Consider the following 16,957-nt stretch of genomic DNA (forward strand, 5'->3'; position numbering starts at 1 on the left):
ATCAAACTCTCCAATAAAGTTTGAAGATGAATCTGACTTCAAGTAAAACACAAGCTTATTTTCACAGATTAATTCTATTCCGGTTTTCAAGGAGCATTTCATACCATCTGTGCCTCAAGCAGAGGCGACGCTTTTTAATATAGCATAGACTAAAACCTAATGCAATAGGGAAAACTAAATAAGTTAAAAAAATGACGTCAAAACAAAGGAAGTGAACAAGGGTGCGTGTAGTCAGCTATAACATTCATAGCGGACGTGACCTCTGGTGGCGAAACCGGCTGAACGAAATGACTCTGACCTTAAAGGGCTTGCAACCAGACATCATCGGTCTTCAGGAAGTTCATCAAAACGGGAAGTATGGGTATCAAGCGAGCTACATCGCGGATCAATTACAATATCACCTGGCCTTTTCCCCTTCGATCTCGATAGGAGATGGGTATTACGGCAATGCGCTACTATCGAAGTACGCGCTTGAAAATGTCGAGGCTATTGTTTTACCAACCAGAAAAGAACAACGAACCCTCCTGTATGCATCCTTCCAAGGATTCGGACGTACGATTACACTTTGTGTTACACACTGCAGCTTAAATCAAGTAAGCAGACTGGCCCAGCTACAACTCATGTCGACATTGATACAGCAACACGCAAAAGCCCCATTACTCCTAATGGGGGATTTCAACGCGAGTAATGTGTCCTTTACTCCACACCTGATGGACTGCGCCCTTGTCTCAGGTCAGGAAAAAAAACCAACGCTTCCTGCCTTCCGCCGTCGCCTGGACTATATTTTTGTTTCTCATCACTGGAATATCGAGCACTACGAGCTGTTACCTGTCAATTGGTCCGATCATGTCCCGGTCATTGCGGATTTGAGGCTGACGGAATCCCCAGTTCACGGAGAATAAAGTCTTTGACATCTACCAGTCTTGCTGGGAGTGGAAACAACTCCGAAGCCCCTGCAATCACTAACGGAATCAGAGAATCTTGCTTATGCAGGGATCCATGGCTTCCTCCACCTAAATGGGTGGGTGCACATTCCGATAATAATTCATAGCTCTTGGCAGCGGTAACGACAACCACGTCGCCGGTCTGCGAGAACAATGCCCCGTATAGTCGAGAAAAAGCATCCGGATATGTATCAAAAGAAAGACACTCTCCATCATATTGCACATCCAGCACGGTAACATCTCCTTCAACGGACCAAGAAGAACCGTAGGCATCTTGATACTCCCCGTTTCGCCAAAAACACATTTCCTGTTGCGTTCCGCCCCGACGCACCTTTACCTTCGCGCCCTCTTTCCAAGCAATCAAATCAATTCTTTCTTCCACACTAACCGCTCCTACAATAGAAAGTGGATCCGTTCCATTCACTGGATATAAATAGGCCATACGCTCATTATTGCAAATGACTACTTCCAATTCTGATGTCACATCCGTACCAAGCGCATGGACCGAGAAATTCGCCAAAAGATGATCCAGCGGTATATTGTGATCTTCACTTTCTCCGATGACGGTCTGCCCATGATCACTAATCAAAATGCATACATTTCTCTCCAGCATTTGCTCCCATGATGCGAAGCTATCCAGCAAACGAGCCAATTGCTTGTCCACATCTGCCAAGTGCTGTACGGCATCCTCCGGGGACTTGTGGAGTTTATGATCATTCTCTGGCAGATAGACCAGCGTAAAATGCGGCTGATGACCACTGCGAATCACCTCAATCATCACATCGATTGCATAAGTATCATTAATTCCGTAGCCTTCTAAAGCGGATTGCGAGAAGCCCCAGGGGACGGTACGAAATAATGCCGGGCTCACCAGTGTCCCCATACTCATGATCGTTGGACCACTCACCTTTTCGCGCAGGGAAAAAGATGTAATTGTATCAAGCAAGGTTGGCATTTTCACTTTATGCTGCTTATGTCCGCGATGGGCGATCACATTGATGGAACCAGATAAAAGTTTGTTTTCTTCCAGTACCTCATGAATGGTTTTGACATCCTTGCTCAGATGACGTTCATTCAAATCAAAAAGGACGTTTTCGGCACAGCTTGAGATGCCTATTTTTCGGATAGAAGCGACCCCATTAATATAATTCACCATCTGTTTCTGCTCTGCATCATACCAAACTAAACCCGGTACTTTGTGCTGATCGGGGTAGACTCCCGTAATGAGAGAGCAATCTATCGAAGCCGTCATTGTAGGGAAAACGGTCACACAATCTGGTATGTACTGGCTATGCTCCATGAAAAACCGAAGCGCTGGTGCTTTATTGGCAGCAATGCATCGCTCCAGAACATCAGGCATCATAGAGTCGATCAGGAATAATATGACCTTTTTCATCCGGCTGCCACCCTTCTCTTCGTAATAGCAATAGTCATAGTCGCACCTGATAGTGTTCGATTTTGCATGACCGAGTATACGCCTGAAAAAGAAAAAGCCCCTGCTCGCCAAAAGCGTCAGGGGACCATGCTCACGAAGTAAATGTGAGAGTGTTGATACCATTTTTCGTTTGCTGTTTTAGTGCAGGGTGCTTCTTCAAATACGGAGCAAGTGCTACGTAATCTTTCTCGCCAATGGACGGATCACCCAGCAAATGCGAAAGTACAGCAGCTCGGATTTGCAGCCCTTGAGGCGTTTGTTTAAAGAGAGGATCTACCGTAGGGAAAGGAATTCCATTGATGACGGTATCGCCTTCTGCGTCACTCAGTTCCCACGTATTGACGTTCAATGAATGGAGAGCTTCTACTACTTGTGCTCCATAATCCTCCACAACCATATCCGGTTGCAGCCCTACGTGATTCACCACAGTATGCTTAGGGGTAAAATATTCATTCAATGTGAGCTTGAGTGCGTCGCCGTCTGACAAAGGAATAACTTGTTGGGCACTCCCTTTTCCAAATGTCTTGGTACCCACAAGTTTGGCGATGCCATGATCACGCAGCGCACCTGACAACAGCTCAGATGCAGAAGCGGTTCCGCCGTTTACCAAAATTCGCACTGGAATACCGATATCCTGCCCATTTCGTACCCACGTCTCTACCTCTACCCCATTGCGATTCGTGGTATACATGAGCAAGCCTTCTTCCATAAAGAGGCTCGCGATATCCCGCGCTGTGGACAAGTATCCCCCGCCATTATCCCGCAGGTCTAACACCAATCCGGACAACGGCTTTTGCACACGGGATAGTTCAGCAAGCTTATCCCTTACCTGGATGGCTCCTTCTGATCCGAATGTTTCAAGACTGATATAGCCAACTGCGCCCTTCGAAAACATCTGTCCTTCCGCTTCCGGCAAGGTCATCGAGGCACGCTTCAGCTTTATCTGGTGCTCCCGTTTGTCAGATGGACGATATACAGTAAGAACGGCTTCAGTCCCTTCGTTACCCCTCAAATAAGCATACGCTTCTTCAAAAGTCTTTCCGACCAGCGAGGTCTCATTGACTTTGATCAATTGATCGCCTCGTTGCAAGGGAGAAGCTGCTGCTGGAGAATTCGGAACGATTTCACGGATGATAATATGATCATTTTGCCGCCGGAGACGAAAACCAAATCCAACGAATTGATTCTCAACGTCAGATTGGAACAAACGCAATTCATCTTGCGTAAAAAATACGCTGTGCGGGTCGTCGAGTGTAGAGAGCATTCCATCAATCGCCCAAGTGTTCATCGTCGGCGTATCAAACCCGCCTTTTTTCTGCCATTCTACAAGCCTCAATTCCAACTCGTCCCAGGTGTCATCTTCTTCAGAAACTTTGAATTGAAGCTGTTTTTTCTGATTAGCCTGCTCACTGACCACCTCTAAAGCCCCTTTTACCAATTGTTTGGCTGCCGGTTTGCTCAAGTGGCTCTGCATAACGTGCTGGAATACTTCTTCTGTTTCTTCGAAAGGATACTCTGCCGCTTGCACAGGAAGAACAGTTGTGAGTAGCAGTACAGCTGCTACTGCCCATTGACTAAATCGTTTCATGGCGCCACCCCTTTTCGAACATCATCAGGTATCGAGAATGCAACATTGCTTGTAAAGTCGTAATTGTCGGTACCCGAATAGGCTACGTATCCGTCGCCCTCATAAATTTCTTCATAACGCCATGTATGTTTGACAATTTGGTCGCTAGCTCGATCAATATAATACTTGTTCATGAACAAGGGAACCTCTTTCACTTTTCCCTGTCCGAGCGTAACCTTCTTTGATTTCTCTACCAGCATGGAGCCCGGAATCCACTCTGTAATGACATCATACTTCCCGTATGATTGCTTGTAGTAGCGTGCATGAAGCTCCTTGGCACGATCAGCTACCTTGACAGCACCAACCCACTCGTGCAAAAAGTCCACTTTGTCCGTTCTACTCTTGTCCCATGTCTGCCGATCCGTATCGTACGAGTATTGCGTGTTTGTTTTCCCATCTGTATAGGAGAGCAGCTTGTCTGATATTAGTTTTTGCGGAGATTGATAAGAGCCGGATATCCTGCTTATTTGCTTTTCCTTGTTAACATCCTGCGTGTATGAGAACGTCAATCCACTCAACACCGCTTCACCCTTCACTTGATAGGTGTCGGCATTGTCCAACTTCCGCAAAGAGTACCCCAAATCAGAAATAATAGCTGGCTGATCTTTTAACGATGCAAACTCTTGACGCAACATTTTGTGCAACTGATTCATTCTGCTGTCTGACGCTTTCGGTTTCATCGCAGCAAGAACCTCTTCAGCTTCCTGCATACGTCCTTCCTGCAAATAATAGTAGGAAGTATTCAACAATGCCTCCGGGCTCCTGTCGGCAAATCGCTTGTATCGAGCCAGCGCCAGGTCTACCTGACCACTCCTGATTTCCAGTGCCCCCAAATACATGGCGAGCGATTCCCATTCTTTGGAATCCTGCTTCACTTTTTGTTCATAAGCACTAAGTCGGTCAAGCACTTTTTTGTATTGGCTTTGATCCTTGTTCCCTAGCTGCAAGGCGATATCGTACACATTGGCACTCAACAGCCCGAGTGTTTCCGGGAGAATGATTTTGTCTTCGAAGTAAGCGTCGATAGAAAGAAAAGCTTCCTCCAGATTGGTTTCAATCGGTGTTTCAGGATTCCAGCTCAGTAAATAGTGAACACCGACTTGATTGGGGAAGGAGTCATCCGCCAGCTTGCGTAACTGTTCAAATGTCTCTTCACTATCATTTCTACTGCGAATAGCGGCAGCCGCATCTACATAAATCTGTTCTTCTGTTGTTTTGGGATCTGCATAGGTTGCGAATAATGGCAATACCTCTTCGAGATCCGGGACCATGGGGAACTTTTTCCCGTCGTAATCCAGCAGAGGCATGATTCCATCCTGAAGGAAATAATTCACCATGCGATCAGCTGCGACCGCAGCATCTCCTCGCTTCACTCGTTCCGTTTTTTCTCCCTCTAGCCATCCCCACGAACGCACTTCTTCCCACGCATTTTTACTATCTGGAGACATGGTGAACATTTGCAATATCTTGGCAGCTTCTTCTTTGGTGATCGGCTGATTCGGCTTCATCATCTCACCGGGAAAAATGTACTGAATCGCATTTGGGCCGTACAGTCTATCCAAGATCGTGGAGATGCGCAATGTTGGTTTGTACATCCAGGTTAGACGGTCAACGTCTTTATACGGCAAATACGGTTCCTGAAAACCTTCTGCCCGCGCCCACTCCGAATGCTCGGATAAGAAAGTAAGCGGATAGATCTGATACTGCCCCCCGTAATAAAGCCGATCGATCATGACGAGAAATTCCGCACGTGTCATGTCACGATTTGGGTAAAACTTCGGAACATTTGGACCAGCCTCAAACAAACCGAGCTGCACGCCTTGAATGATTGCATTTCTCGCCCAGTGCTTGCTGATGTCATTGTATGGCAATAAGCCCCCAGCCGCTGAAGCGACGCCGGGGGTGAGTAAGCTTAATGTCAGTAATCCACAAGAAATTGTCCGGATTAGTTTTTGCACATAAAATCCTCCTACACTTCATCTGGCAGGCAACAAAAGGTTGGTCCTGCTACGTCTTAAACAAACTGGAACGGATCTGTGTGCACACGCGAAGGAATAACCTCTGTTTCGTAACCATTTGCCTGCAATTGTTCAAGCAAGATAGTCGCCAGCTTTTCCTTCATGATTTTTTCGATATTGTGACCAGCATCTACGATCGACAAGCCTTCTGCTTGCGCATCGTGTGCAGTGTGATAACCAATGTCTCCTGTTAAATAAACATCCGCGCCTTTAAAAATGGCTTTGGAAACAAAGGAGCTTCCGTCTCCACCTACTACCGCTACTTTTTTGACTGTCGCATCCAAGTCACCAACTACGCGTAGACCGTGGAGGGAAAATCGTTCTTTGACGAGCAAAGCAAACTCTCGGAGCGTCAGTGGTGCAGGCAGAGTACCGATTCGCCCAATTCCGTATGCAGTTCCGGACTGCTCCAAAGGAATGATGTCGTAAGCGACTTCTTCGTAGGGATGGGCAGCAAGCATTGCTTTAACCACAGCCGATTGCCTGGACGCAGGAACAATCATCTCGATGCGAACTTCCTCTGCTCTTTCCAATTGACCTGTCGAACCGATATGAGGATTCGTTCCTTCCCCTGGTAAAAAGGTTCCGGTGCCTTCTGTCTGAAAAGAACAGTGGCTATAGTTGCCTACATGCCCTGCACCCGCTTCAGCAAGCGCGGAAAATACTGCTTCCTTATGAGTAGCGGGCACGAATACGACGAGCTTCTTCCAAGCCTCTCTTGAAAGAACATCGAGTACATCTACATTCGTGAGTCCAACCGCTTCTGCGAGCCAATCGTTCATCCCCCCATACGCAACATCCAAATTGGTATGGGCTGTATATACCGCAATGTCATGCTTGATCAGCTTTTCGAAGACACGTCCTGCGGCGAGATCTGTCCTAAGGTGTTTCAGTGGTCGATATATAACGGCATGGTGAGCCACAATCAGGTCTACACCCTCTGCGATTGCTTCCTCCACCACAGATTCCAGTACGTCTAGTGCGATCATCACTTTTTTTACCTTTTTTTGCAAGGTGCCTACATGAAGGCCAATCTTGTCGCCTTCCATCGCCAACGATTTAGGTGCAAGACTTTCTACATATTGGATTACTGTTTGTCCGTGCGCAAGCATGCGATCACCTCATCGATCCATTTTACTTCTGCTTCGATTTCTTTGATTCGTTCTGCTGCTTCCGGCTTGTCCGAACGCTTTAATTGAACGATGATCTTTTGCCATTTTTCATGCTCATGTAGCCACTTCGCTTGTAATACCTCTGATTTTTCCACCCAAAGAAATGGACCAATGCGCAGGAGCTCTTGCTGCGTACGATCTTTGCCCGCATAAGGCAAGGTAGGATTGCCTCGTTCTGCGACGAGAATCTCATAAATCACGCCGTCTTCTTGCAATATGGATTCCGCGATTAACTGCCAACCATTCTCTATCATCCACAGGCGAACCGCTTCTTCCCCTACGTTTGGTTGCAGAATCAGGCGTTGCACACCTTCCAGTTTGTCTTTTCCTGCTTCCAAAATGGAAACGATCAATTGTCCGCCCATCCCAGCAATGCAGATCACATCTGCTTCCCCAGGTTGTAATACCGCGAGCCCGTTTCCTTTACGTACCGAAGCGCGATCTTTTACCTGCAATGTATGTATTTGTTTTTTTGCCGCTTGAAAAGGCCCTTCATTCAATTCGCCAGCGATCACGAAAGAAGCAATTCCTTTTACAAGCAAATAAGAAGCCAACAACGCATGATCCGACCCGATGTCGGCGACGCGGGCTCCTTCTGGACAATAGCGGGCAATTGTTTGTAGCCGCTTGGATATTGATACTGATGTCATCTGTATATTCACCTTCCGTTGCCTCTATTCTACCCTATTTGGCAGCAATTGCGAAATGCAAATTCCCTAACAGATGATCAGCAAAGAACGACAAAATCCTCACTGTTGCACCTAGCAGGGACAAGGTTATTAAGGAGGCCCTTGGGTAGTAGTCGAGAGGCTTACAGATTGCTATTACGTGGATGTAATGTTCGGAATAACAAGCAAAATTTTTAAATACGGCGTTGTTTTATCGTATTTTATGCAATTTGATTTAATTTTCACTGAATTGTGAACTTTATTTTAATAAATAAATATTTACAAAATTTTTACAGATATGTATATTAACGCCATGAACATCATGAACTAACACAAACTAACTATCTTTAAGGAGGAGAAAAGTTTGAAAAAAAGAACCGGCAAGTGGTGGGCAATGGGATTACTCTCTTCAGCGCTAGTGATGAGTGTCTTCACAGGTGTGGGGGCAGCAAGTAACGATTCGCTCAATGAATTTGATACTGAACGGGTATTAATTCAGTCAGATTCTGATGTGAGAACCGGTTATTTTGCTGGACCTTTGGAAGTACGCCATGATTTTGGTGAAGATGGCTTTACCCTCGATGTAAATAGTGATCAACTTGACCAACTGAAAAGCGATCCCAATGTAAAAATCACCGTATTACAAAAATTAAAGATCGCTGAGTATATAGAAGAAGATCAAGTAAGTGCGCTAGAGGTCTCTCCTGCGGCAGTCGTTCCGTGGGGAATTAAAGCAATCTATAAAAACCAATCCCTCTCCGCTACAACTGGCGGTGCAGATGTTCGTGTTGCAGTCCTGGATACTGGCGTGTATACGCAGCACTCGGACCTAACCGCGAACGCAGAGCAGTGCAACGATTTCACGCAATCTTCTTCGCCTGTTGTTACTGGTGCTTGCAATGATGCGCATGGTCATGGAACACACGTCGCCGGAACTGTTCTCGCTGACGGCGGCAATGGCGCAGGTATTTATGGTGTAGCACCAGATGCAAAGCTGTGGGCATATAAAGTACTGGATGACTCTGGATCCGGCTATGAGGATGACATTGCCTATGCTATTCGTTACGCTGCTGACCAATCCGCTCAATTAGGCGTGAAAACGATCATCTCTATGTCTCTTGGCTCTAGCGGTAAGAGTACCCTTATGGAAAGTGCCATCACGTATGCAAACCAAAAAGGTGTATTAGTCGTCGCAGCGGCTGGTAACTCCGGACCGACAGTGAATAGCATTGGCTACCCTGGAGCATTAGTGAATACAGTAGCCGTAGCAGCGTTGGAGAATGTTCAACAAAACGGAACCTACCGTGTAGCTGACTTCTCTTCTCGTGGCAAGAGCGGGCAAGCGGGAGACTACGTGATTCAAGAGCGTGATGTGGAAGTATCAGCACCAGGACGCGCTATTCAGTCTACATGGAATAACGGAGGTTATAATTCCATCAGCGGAACTTCCATGGCAACCCCACACATTTCCGGTTTGGCTGCGAAAATCTGGGCATCCAATCCATCTTGGAGCTCTCAAGATGTTCGTGTAGAATTGCAAAAACGCGCGAAAGGAAATGACATCAAAGGTGGCTCAAACGCTACTGTAGGGGACGATATCGCGAGTGGATTTGGTTTCCCAACTGTACAATCTGGCGATCAATAAAAAGCAATAAACAAAAAAAGAGCCATGGCTGTCAGTTTACGCTGGCAGTCATGCTCTTTCGTTATCAAATACGGAAGGCTAGCACCCGATTTCTCTTGCGATGACATTACGTAAAATCTCTGAAGTCCCCTCGCCGATCTCTAACAGTCGGGCATCGCGGAAAAATCGTTCTACCTGATACTCCCGCATATAACCATACCCACCGTGAATCTGAATAGCCTGATGTGTAGCAGACATGGCAATCTCCGAAGCATACAATTTTGCCATTGCTGCTTCTTTCGTAAATTTGCGACCATGATCTTTCAGCCACGCTGCTTTATACACCATCGTTCTCGCCAGCTCTATTTGCATCGCCATATCCGCCAGCTTGTGCTGGATCGCTTGAAAATGACTCAAGGAATTGCCAAAAGCCGTACGCTGCTTGGAGTATTGCAACGCCTTGTCGTAGGCAGCCTGTGCAATTCCTACTGCCATAGCTCCGATCCCGATTCGCCCACCATCAAGTGTAATGAGAAACTGCTTGAAGCCTTCTCCCCGCTTCCCAAGGACGTTTTCCTCTGGCACGCGGACATTTTCAAGAACGAGCTCCGTCGTATTGGAGCTGTGCAAACCGAGCTTTTCATAGTTCGCCAACACCTGAAAGCCAGGTGTATCTGTCGGAACGATAAAAGCAGTAATACCCCGTGAGCCCTGCTCTTTGTCAGTCACAGCTGTCAAGGCGAGAAACGAAGCATAGGAGGCATTGGTAATGAAGCATTTGGAGCCGTTAATCGTCCACTCCCCGTCTGCTAAGATCGCATTCGTCCTCGTACCACCTGCGTCAGACCCTGCATTTGGTTCCGTCAAGCCAAACGCGCCAAAGCTTTCGCCAGAACAAATTTTGCTTAAATAGTTTAGCTTTTGCTCTTCAGTTCCAAACAAAGCCAGTGGAGCGCCACCTAACGAGATATGCGCCGAATACGTGATTCCTGTAGAGCCACATGCACGACTTAGCTCTTCCACAACGATCGCAAAACTCGTGGAATCAGCTCCTGCACCCCCGTATTTCTCAGAGAAGGGGAGACCCATCAAGTTCAGTTCACTCATCTGCTTGAATATTCCGACAGGAAATTGTTTAGTTTGATCGCGTTCATCTGCTTCCGGTGCCACTACCTCATCAGCAAATTCGCGTATCATTTTTTTTAACATTTGTTGTTCTGAAGTCAAATCGAAGTTCATAATCGCTGCCCCCTTGAAAACGCTTTAGTAAAGAACCATCAAGAAATACACAATTTTGACTGAGCGTTTGTTCAGAATACTCTTACCATTATACACCACGATTTTGGATTCATGTGGAATTTCTCAAAAAAAACACGCCTATGATCGGCGTGCTCCTAATAAAATCGCTCCCAAAAAAGAGACAGATGCTGCTATGAATCCGATGCTATATGTATGTACACCCATAAATTTGGCTACTGTTTCTCCACCCAGAAAAAAAGCCGCCAGCAAAATACCGATTAAAACTTTCCACTTGTTGTTCATTTATTCACCCCGTTTGCTCTCTTCTGAAATTGTATCAGATAAGCATGCAGAGGAGAACGAGAAGTCTCGCATAGTCTACAGTCTCAACCACGCATACCAATATCCACGCGTGAAGAAGAACAAAATGGACGCGATGAACACCTTAATGAACAACAGCAATTGAATCATATCTCGCTTCGCCGCTGGAATATACAGAGCCTGTATCTCTGCACCAAAGAAAAAGGCAAGTCCACATACTGCAAATACTCCCGCCCATTTCGAATTGGCCTTATTCATCAAGAAGCCCATACCTGTGAGCAAGCACGCAAGCGGTACCCAGTACAACTCCGATGTCCACCATGTATAGTCTATCCCTACTCGATGAACGGTTGTAATGCCATACAAGATGGCCAAACCCAGTAACCCTGCATAGAGCAAATAAGCATAGCCGAAAACAATTGCGCTGATGCACAACAGCATGCAAACGAAGCCTAAATAAAACAGGATAAACGGCAAGCTACCATCCATTTTTTGGATACAATAAACGCCTCCCGCGATCAAAATCCCAAAGGACAAAGCCAGGAATAAATGCGTCAATGGCGGGGCCGATCTTCGATAAACGAGTCCCAGAATATAGAAAACGAGAGTGAAACAGGCAAAGATGGTAATTTGCATTGGGGTTTGAAAACGGTTAAAATGAAAAGCAAGTAAGATCAAACCAGCAATGACAAAGGCACCAAGGAGCCATGCCACTACCATTTTCCCCGTCACTGGAGAGACAGTTCTAGGTGCATATGTGTTTGTGACAGATGATGTTGAATTGACTTTTCCTGACAGCACACTCGGTGCCGTTCCCATTCGCTCATTCCCGCCTGCGGACGCCGGTGTATTTGGCCGATCCCCTTCTGTATACAGATTTAACAAGAAGATGCAGTAATGTTCAGGCAGTAAATGGTTGCGCCGCCAGTTTTCAATTTCGGCGATAATCGTGCGCTTGCGCTGGTCGTCCAACGCGGCCCCTCCTAACTACGACAAAAAGTGTATTCCTTCATGAATAAGAAAAGCCTACGTCGGCTAACGTAGGCCACATACTTCTTATATCGGTTATTCTAAGAAATCTTTTAAGCGTTTACTTCTACTCGGATGACGCAATTTGCGAAGAGCTTTTGCTTCGATCTGACGAATCCGTTCACGGGTTACACCAAACACTTTGCCTACTTCTTCTAACGTCCGTGTACGTCCGTCATCTAACCCGAAACGCAGACGCAGTACATTTTCTTCCCGGTCTGTTAATGTATCCAAAACGTCTTCCAACTGTTCTTTCAAAAGTTCATAGGCAGCTGCATCAGATGGCTCCAATGCATCCTGATCCTCAATGAAATCACCTAAGTGGGAATCGTCTTCTTCCCCAATTGGAGTCTCCAGAGATACTGGTTCTTGAGCAATCTTCATGATTTCCCGAACTTTTTCCGGAGTGAGATCCATTTTTTCAGCGATTTCTTCTGGCATAGGTTCACGACCTAGCTCTTGCAGAAGCTGACGGGAAACGCGGATTAATTTATTGATGGTTTCCACCATATGAACCGGAATCCGGATCGTTCTAGCTTGGTCTGCAATGGCACGGGTAATCGCTTGGCGAATCCACCAGGTCGCATACGTACTGAACTTGTAGCCTTTGCGATAGTCAAACTTTTCCACCGCTTTAATCAGACCCATGTTCCCTTCTTGAATCAAGTCGAGGAATAGCATGCCGCGTCCTACATAACGCTTCGCAATCGATACTACCAATCGCAAGTTCGCCTCAGCCAGACGTCTTTTGGCTTCCTCATCACCTTGTTCAATTCGCTGCGCTAGTTTAATCTCCTCTTCTGCGGAGAGCAGAGGAACTCGACCAATTTCCTTCAGATACATCCGTACAGGGTCATTGATCTTAATTCCAGGCGGAACGGAGAGATCGTCAAAATCAAATTCTTCGTTGTCCTCGTCTTTGATGATCATTTGATCGACTTCATCGTCGTCATCTTCATTCTCATTGTTGTTAATCTCAATGCCTTGATCACCTAGATATTCAAAAAACTCATCCATTTGATCAGAATCCTGCTCAAAACCTGCCAGACGAGCAGTAATCTCCTTATACGACAATGCGCCGCGTTTCTTGCCTAATTCGACCAACTGTTCCTTCACTTGTTCGATGGACGTTGCTTCCATGTCGGAAGTAATATTTTGCTTGTTCATCTACTTTCCCTCCTTCCCCGGGAATGATCTGAAGCTACCCTTCTTTTAAAGCATTTTCCAATTCAAGAATCTTCATCCCTGTAACGGCTGCTTGAAGTTCAAGTTGTTTGCGCGCATCCTCGCTGTCCGCTGCGGCCGCTTGGAGGTGTAAGCTCCGCTGCTCATCGCGCAATCGTTCCAACTCGGCACGCTTCGGGTAGTTATTCACTTGTTTGATGTAGTCACCGATCTCTAATTCAGATACGTCGTTGTTGCACTCCATCATGGCCAATCCCGAGGCTAATTGCTTTAACAAATCGTCTTGCACGTAATGTATAAACTTTCCAGGGTCTTCCGGGTTTCCCTCTGCATAGTAGGCGTACAGGTAGGCAGCCAGCGCATCGTGTTCATCCACCTGAAAGTGGGCACTGCATTCCTGCTGGACGCGGGCGGCTATTTCTTCGTTCCGCATCATGTAGTAAAGCAGCATGCGCTCAGCCGTGTGATAAGCGGGTGGCAGTGTTTTCGCGAGCGTAACTTTGCCATTATTTATACTATTATTCCATGCTGGCGTCACTTTATCCCTTTGGCGCTCACTTTTTTGCTGATTGTAGGCGCGTTTGGACTCCCATTTGAGATCACCGAGAGTAAGGGAGTATTCTTCAGCCAATTGCCGTTGATACATGTCCCGTTCCACCGGGCTGCCCAGTTCATTGATGATCTCGACCGCCTTCGCGATTAAGCGAGCTTTGTCCGTCTCATCTTTTATTACGAACTGACTGCGTAAATGTTTCAGACGGAAAGCCGTAATTGGCATCGCCTGTAACAATACCTGCTGGGAAAATGCTTCAGCCCCATGCTGGCGGATGTAATCATCCGGGTCCACTCCTTGTGGAAGCGGAGCTACTCGAACGATCAAACCGGCTTGCTGCAAAACGTGAATCGCTTTGCTCGTTGCTTCTTGTCCTGCAGCATCTCCGTCATAACAGAGTACGACTGACTCTGTATTGCGACGAAGAATTCTGGCCTGCTGCTCCGTCAAGGCTGTTCCCAAAGTGGCAATACCTTGCGTAAAACCCGCCTGCCATGCCGATATGACATCGACATATCCTTCAAACAACAGCGCCTCTTTTCTCTTTCTAATGATGGGGCGTGCACGATGAAGATTAAACAGCGTAGCACTTTTGTTGAACAAAAGGCTTTCCGGGCTATTCAGATACTTGGGTTGAGACTTTTGATTGGAATTGGGCTTCGATCCTTGCAGTAAGCGCCCACCAAATCCGATGGCGTTACCTTGGGAATCCTGAATCGGAAACATGATACGACCTCGAAAGCGATCAAAGATTTTTCCTGCATCGCTTCTAGCCAATAACCCTGCTTCCACCATCAATTCCTGTGAAAATCCCCGCTTTGTCAACTGCTGCGTCACGAAATCCCAGGAATCCGGGGCAAACCCGATTTGGTATTCGGCGATTGTCGCCTCAGACATTCCGCGCTTTGCGAGATACTTCATCGCTTCTGCGCCATAGGGGGTTTTCGTAAGCACGTAGTGGTAGAGGCGTGAAACGAACGTATGCGCTTCTTGCATCACATGCTTCATCCGTTTTTCAGGTGATTCCTCTACTTGCTGCGGCTGGGGCACAGCTATCCCGGCACGCTCCGCCAATTTGTGCAGTGCCTCTGGAAAAGTCAATTGCTCCAGTTTCATTAAAAAGGAAAAGATGTCCCCACCTGCTCCACAGCCAAAGCAATGAAAAAACTGTCGCTCTGCATTTACGTTGAAGGAAGGGCTCTTTTCAGAGTGAAACGGACATAGACCGAGAAAGGCACGACCGCTTTTTCTCAGTTGAACGTACTCTCCTACAACGTCTACGATGTCGACAGCGGCACGCACTTGATTTACAAATTCATCTGAAGTGGGACCAGTCATGTCTTTCCACCTTTATAAGGAGAATCGCACGTGAGAATATTTAGTTCGTCAAAATTCGTCAATTTCCTTCTTTGCATCGAACTTCTTTTCTTCTTTTCTACTTTTCCACATTTCTTAAGGCAATAAACGCTGAGAACTCACGTATGATAAGTACCTCAGCTAATTGAAATTCTACAAAAAACGTCAAAATCCTTCTTTCGGCCTATTTCCTTTCATTCCGGAGATTGTTTTTTCGAATCATCTCCAAAATGATGTTTGCCGTTTCTTCTACTGCCTTGTTGGAAACATCAATAACGGTACATCCGAGGCGCTCAATAATGCGCTTCGAATACGCCAGTTCTTCGGCAATCCGTTCGAGATTGGCGTAATTTGCTTGTGCTGTCAATCCCAGTGCCTTCAGACGCTCTGTCCGAATGCCGTTCAGTTGCTCCGGATTGATGGTAAGCCCAATACACCGTTCGACTGGCAGTTGGAACAATTCTTCCGGTGGCTCTACCTCCGGGACAAGCGGAACATTGGCAACCTTAAGTCGTTTGTTAGCCAAATACATGGAAAGAGGCGTCTTGGAAGTACGCGAAACGCCAATCAAAACCACATCTGCTCGCAACAGACCGCGTGGGTCCCGACCATCGTCGTATTTGACAGCAAATTCGATGGCATCTACTTTGCGGAAATACTCCTCATCCAGTCGGCGTACCAAACCCGGTTTTCCGGTTGGTGGCTCTTTCAACATGCCCTGCAATGTATTCATCAAAGGCCCCATAACATCAAGAGCCGGAATTCCGTGAAGAGCAGCTTGTTGTGTAATATACGCATTCAGCTCCGGAATGACCAGAGTGAAAACGATCATTGCCCGCGATTCTTTTGCCGAAGCAATGATTTCGTCAATCGATTCCTTGTCTTCTATATACGGATACTTTTGTACATCAAACAAAAAACGATCAAACTGACTAGCTCCTGCGCGAACGACAAGTTCGGCCGTTTCGCCGATGGAGTCTGAGACTACATAGATGAGCTGTCCTCGCTGATTACCTTGCATCGCTTCTCCTCCTACACTTTCGGTTCGCTACCCAATTCTACAAATGCTTTCGCGATCGTCGTCTTGGTGACGCGCCCCAACAGCTCCATTTGCTTCGGATCTTCCTCACTAGGCCTTACGACAGGCAGAGAATCGATCTGAAAATCAATCAGCTTTTTAGCGGCTGCGTACAAGGTCTCATCAGGTGCACATGTAATGATATTCGGCATTCTAGACATGATGATGCTGACCGGCACATCCTCCAGCGTCTTATTGCCTAAAGAAGCCCGCAGGAGGTCTTTTCGTGAGATCACGCCAGCCAAATATCCTTTTTGGTTGACGACGAATAACGTGCCAACATCCTCCAAAAAGAGGGTAACAATGGCGTCGTAAGCCGAGGCGGATTCGGATACCACGATCGGTACCGCCTTGTAGTCATTGACGAGAAGCTTGTGAAGCCGTTCACTTATGACTGAGCTTGCGGGTCTGCCGGCATAAAAATACCCGACCCGAGGTCTGGCTTCTAGATATCCTGACATCGTGAGGATGGATAAATCAGGGCGCAGCGTCGCGCGAGTCAAATTCAGTCGCTCCGCGATATGTTCTCCTGTTATCGGTCCGTCATCCTTCACTATCTGTAAGATGTGCTCTTGTCGTTTGGTAAGCTCGATGACCAATCACCCCGGTTCTGTCTTTACCTCTTCCTAGTATTACTCTATTCGACGGGATATTCCTTCTTTCACGCGGAAAAAAGGTGCCCCCGCCTGATTTTCAGACGAAGGCACC

General features: G+C 46.7%; 14 protein-coding genes. 2 read left to right on the plus strand and 12 right to left on the minus strand.

The features are described from left to right. The first annotated feature begins 221 nt into the window (after window positions 1-221). The gene (locus HP570_RS05540; RefSeq protein ID WP_173625140.1) at window positions 222-902 is read left to right on the plus strand and encodes an endonuclease/exonuclease/phosphatase family protein; all 681 of its coding nucleotides are present in this window, start codon (window positions 222-224) and stop codon (window positions 900-902) included. Here the strand turns inward: HP570_RS05540 and HP570_RS05545 are convergent. From HP570_RS05545 to HP570_RS05565, 5 genes are all read right to left on the minus strand, one after another. Next, the gene (locus HP570_RS05545) at window positions 856-2,340 is read right to left on the minus strand and encodes an alkaline phosphatase family protein (protein WP_173625141.1); all 1,485 of its coding nucleotides are present in this window, start codon (window positions 2,338-2,340) and stop codon (window positions 856-858) included. The genes HP570_RS05540 and HP570_RS05545 overlap by 47 nt on opposite strands. 130 nt (window positions 2,341-2,470) lie before the next feature. Beyond that, the gene (locus HP570_RS05550) at window positions 2,471-3,967 is read right to left on the minus strand and encodes a S41 family peptidase (protein ID WP_173625142.1); all 1,497 of its coding nucleotides are present in this window, start codon (window positions 3,965-3,967) and stop codon (window positions 2,471-2,473) included. Next, the gene (locus HP570_RS05555; RefSeq protein ID WP_012685788.1) at window positions 3,964-5,964 is read right to left on the minus strand and encodes an S-layer homology domain-containing protein; all 2,001 of its coding nucleotides are present in this window, start codon (window positions 5,962-5,964) and stop codon (window positions 3,964-3,966) included. The genes HP570_RS05550 and HP570_RS05555 overlap by 4 nt, the downstream gene beginning before the upstream one ends. 56 nt (window positions 5,965-6,020) lie before the next feature. Next, complete coding sequence (locus HP570_RS05560) at window positions 6,021-7,136, minus strand: Nif3-like dinuclear metal center hexameric protein (RefSeq protein WP_173625143.1); 1,116 nt, start codon at window positions 7,134-7,136, stop codon at window positions 6,021-6,023. Continuing rightward, the gene (locus HP570_RS05565) at window positions 7,112-7,846 is read right to left on the minus strand and encodes a tRNA (adenine(22)-N(1))-methyltransferase (protein ID WP_173625144.1); all 735 of its coding nucleotides are present in this window, start codon (window positions 7,844-7,846) and stop codon (window positions 7,112-7,114) included. The genes HP570_RS05560 and HP570_RS05565 overlap by 25 nt, the downstream gene beginning before the upstream one ends. Before the next feature lie 382 nt (window positions 7,847-8,228). Between HP570_RS05565 and HP570_RS05570 the strand changes: the two genes are divergently transcribed. Then, on the plus strand, window positions 8,229-9,509 hold the full coding sequence (locus tag HP570_RS05570) for a S8 family peptidase (protein ID WP_173625145.1): 1,281 nt from the start codon (window positions 8,229-8,231) through the stop codon (window positions 9,507-9,509). Window positions 9,510-9,587: 78 nt separating this feature from the next. Here the strand turns inward: HP570_RS05570 and HP570_RS05575 are convergent, their stop codons facing one another. From HP570_RS05575 to ccpN, 7 genes are all read right to left on the minus strand, one after another. Continuing rightward, the gene (locus HP570_RS05575) at window positions 9,588-10,727 is read right to left on the minus strand and encodes an acyl-CoA dehydrogenase (RefSeq protein WP_064202900.1); all 1,140 of its coding nucleotides are present in this window, start codon (window positions 10,725-10,727) and stop codon (window positions 9,588-9,590) included. Window positions 10,728-10,865: 138 nt separating this feature from the next. After that, window positions 10,866-11,030 (minus strand): hypothetical protein, encoded by a 165-nt coding sequence (locus HP570_RS05580; RefSeq protein WP_016742642.1) that lies wholly within the window; start codon window positions 11,028-11,030, stop codon window positions 10,866-10,868. A 75-nt stretch (window positions 11,031-11,105) separates the two neighbouring features. Further along, window positions 11,106-12,020: a hypothetical protein gene (locus HP570_RS05585; protein WP_173625146.1), complete on the minus strand. Its 915-nt coding sequence runs from the start codon at window positions 12,018-12,020 to the stop codon at window positions 11,106-11,108. Window positions 12,021-12,113: 93 nt separating this feature from the next. Then, the gene (gene rpoD, locus HP570_RS05590; protein WP_012685780.1) at window positions 12,114-13,244 is read right to left on the minus strand and encodes an RNA polymerase sigma factor RpoD; all 1,131 of its coding nucleotides are present in this window, start codon (window positions 13,242-13,244) and stop codon (window positions 12,114-12,116) included. Between the two features lie 34 nt (window positions 13,245-13,278). Next, window positions 13,279-15,153 carry a DNA primase gene (gene dnaG / locus HP570_RS05595; protein ID WP_064202899.1) on the minus strand — a complete coding sequence of 625 codons (1,875 nt, stop codon included), beginning with the start codon at window positions 15,151-15,153 and terminating at the stop codon, window positions 13,279-13,281. Window positions 15,154-15,355: 202 nt separating this feature from the next. Continuing rightward, window positions 15,356-16,192 (minus strand): pyruvate, water dikinase regulatory protein, encoded by an 837-nt coding sequence (locus tag HP570_RS05600; protein WP_173625147.1) that lies wholly within the window; start codon window positions 16,190-16,192, stop codon window positions 15,356-15,358. A gap of 11 nt (window positions 16,193-16,203) precedes the next feature. Further along, window positions 16,204-16,848: a transcriptional regulator CcpN gene (ccpN, locus tag HP570_RS05605; protein ID WP_012685777.1), complete on the minus strand. Its 645-nt coding sequence runs from the start codon at window positions 16,846-16,848 to the stop codon at window positions 16,204-16,206. Window positions 16,849-16,957 lie beyond the last annotated feature (109 nt).

The organism is Brevibacillus sp. RS1.1 (assembly GCF_013284365.1).
GTDB lineage: Bacteria > Bacillota > Bacilli > Brevibacillales > Brevibacillaceae > Brevibacillus > Brevibacillus brevis_D.

Coding starts and splice junctions, on each gene's coding strand:
- HP570_RS05545 (WP_173625141.1), bottom strand. CDS start 2,340: ATGAAAAAGGTCATATTATTCCTGATCGACTCTATGATGCCTGATGTT.
- HP570_RS05550 (WP_173625142.1), bottom strand. CDS start 3,967: ATGAAACGATTTAGTCAATGGGCAGTAGCAGCTGTACTGCTACTCACA.
- HP570_RS05560 (WP_173625143.1), bottom strand. CDS start 7,136: ATGCTTGCGCACGGACAAACAGTAATCCAATATGTAGAAAGTCTTGCA.
- HP570_RS05565 (WP_173625144.1), bottom strand. CDS start 7,846: ATGACATCAGTATCAATATCCAAGCGGCTACAAACAATTGCCCGCTAT.
- HP570_RS05575 (WP_064202900.1), bottom strand. CDS start 10,727: ATGAACTTCGATTTGACTTCAGAACAACAAATGTTAAAAAAAATGATA.
- HP570_RS05580 (WP_016742642.1), bottom strand. CDS start 11,030: ATGAACAACAAGTGGAAAGTTTTAATCGGTATTTTGCTGGCGGCTTTT.
- rpoD (WP_012685780.1), bottom strand. CDS start 13,244: ATGAACAAGCAAAATATTACTTCCGACATGGAAGCAACGTCCATCGAA.
- dnaG (WP_064202899.1), bottom strand. CDS start 15,153: ATGACTGGTCCCACTTCAGATGAATTTGTAAATCAAGTGCGTGCCGCT.
- HP570_RS05600 (WP_173625147.1), bottom strand. CDS start 16,192: ATGCAAGGTAATCAGCGAGGACAGCTCATCTATGTAGTCTCAGACTCC.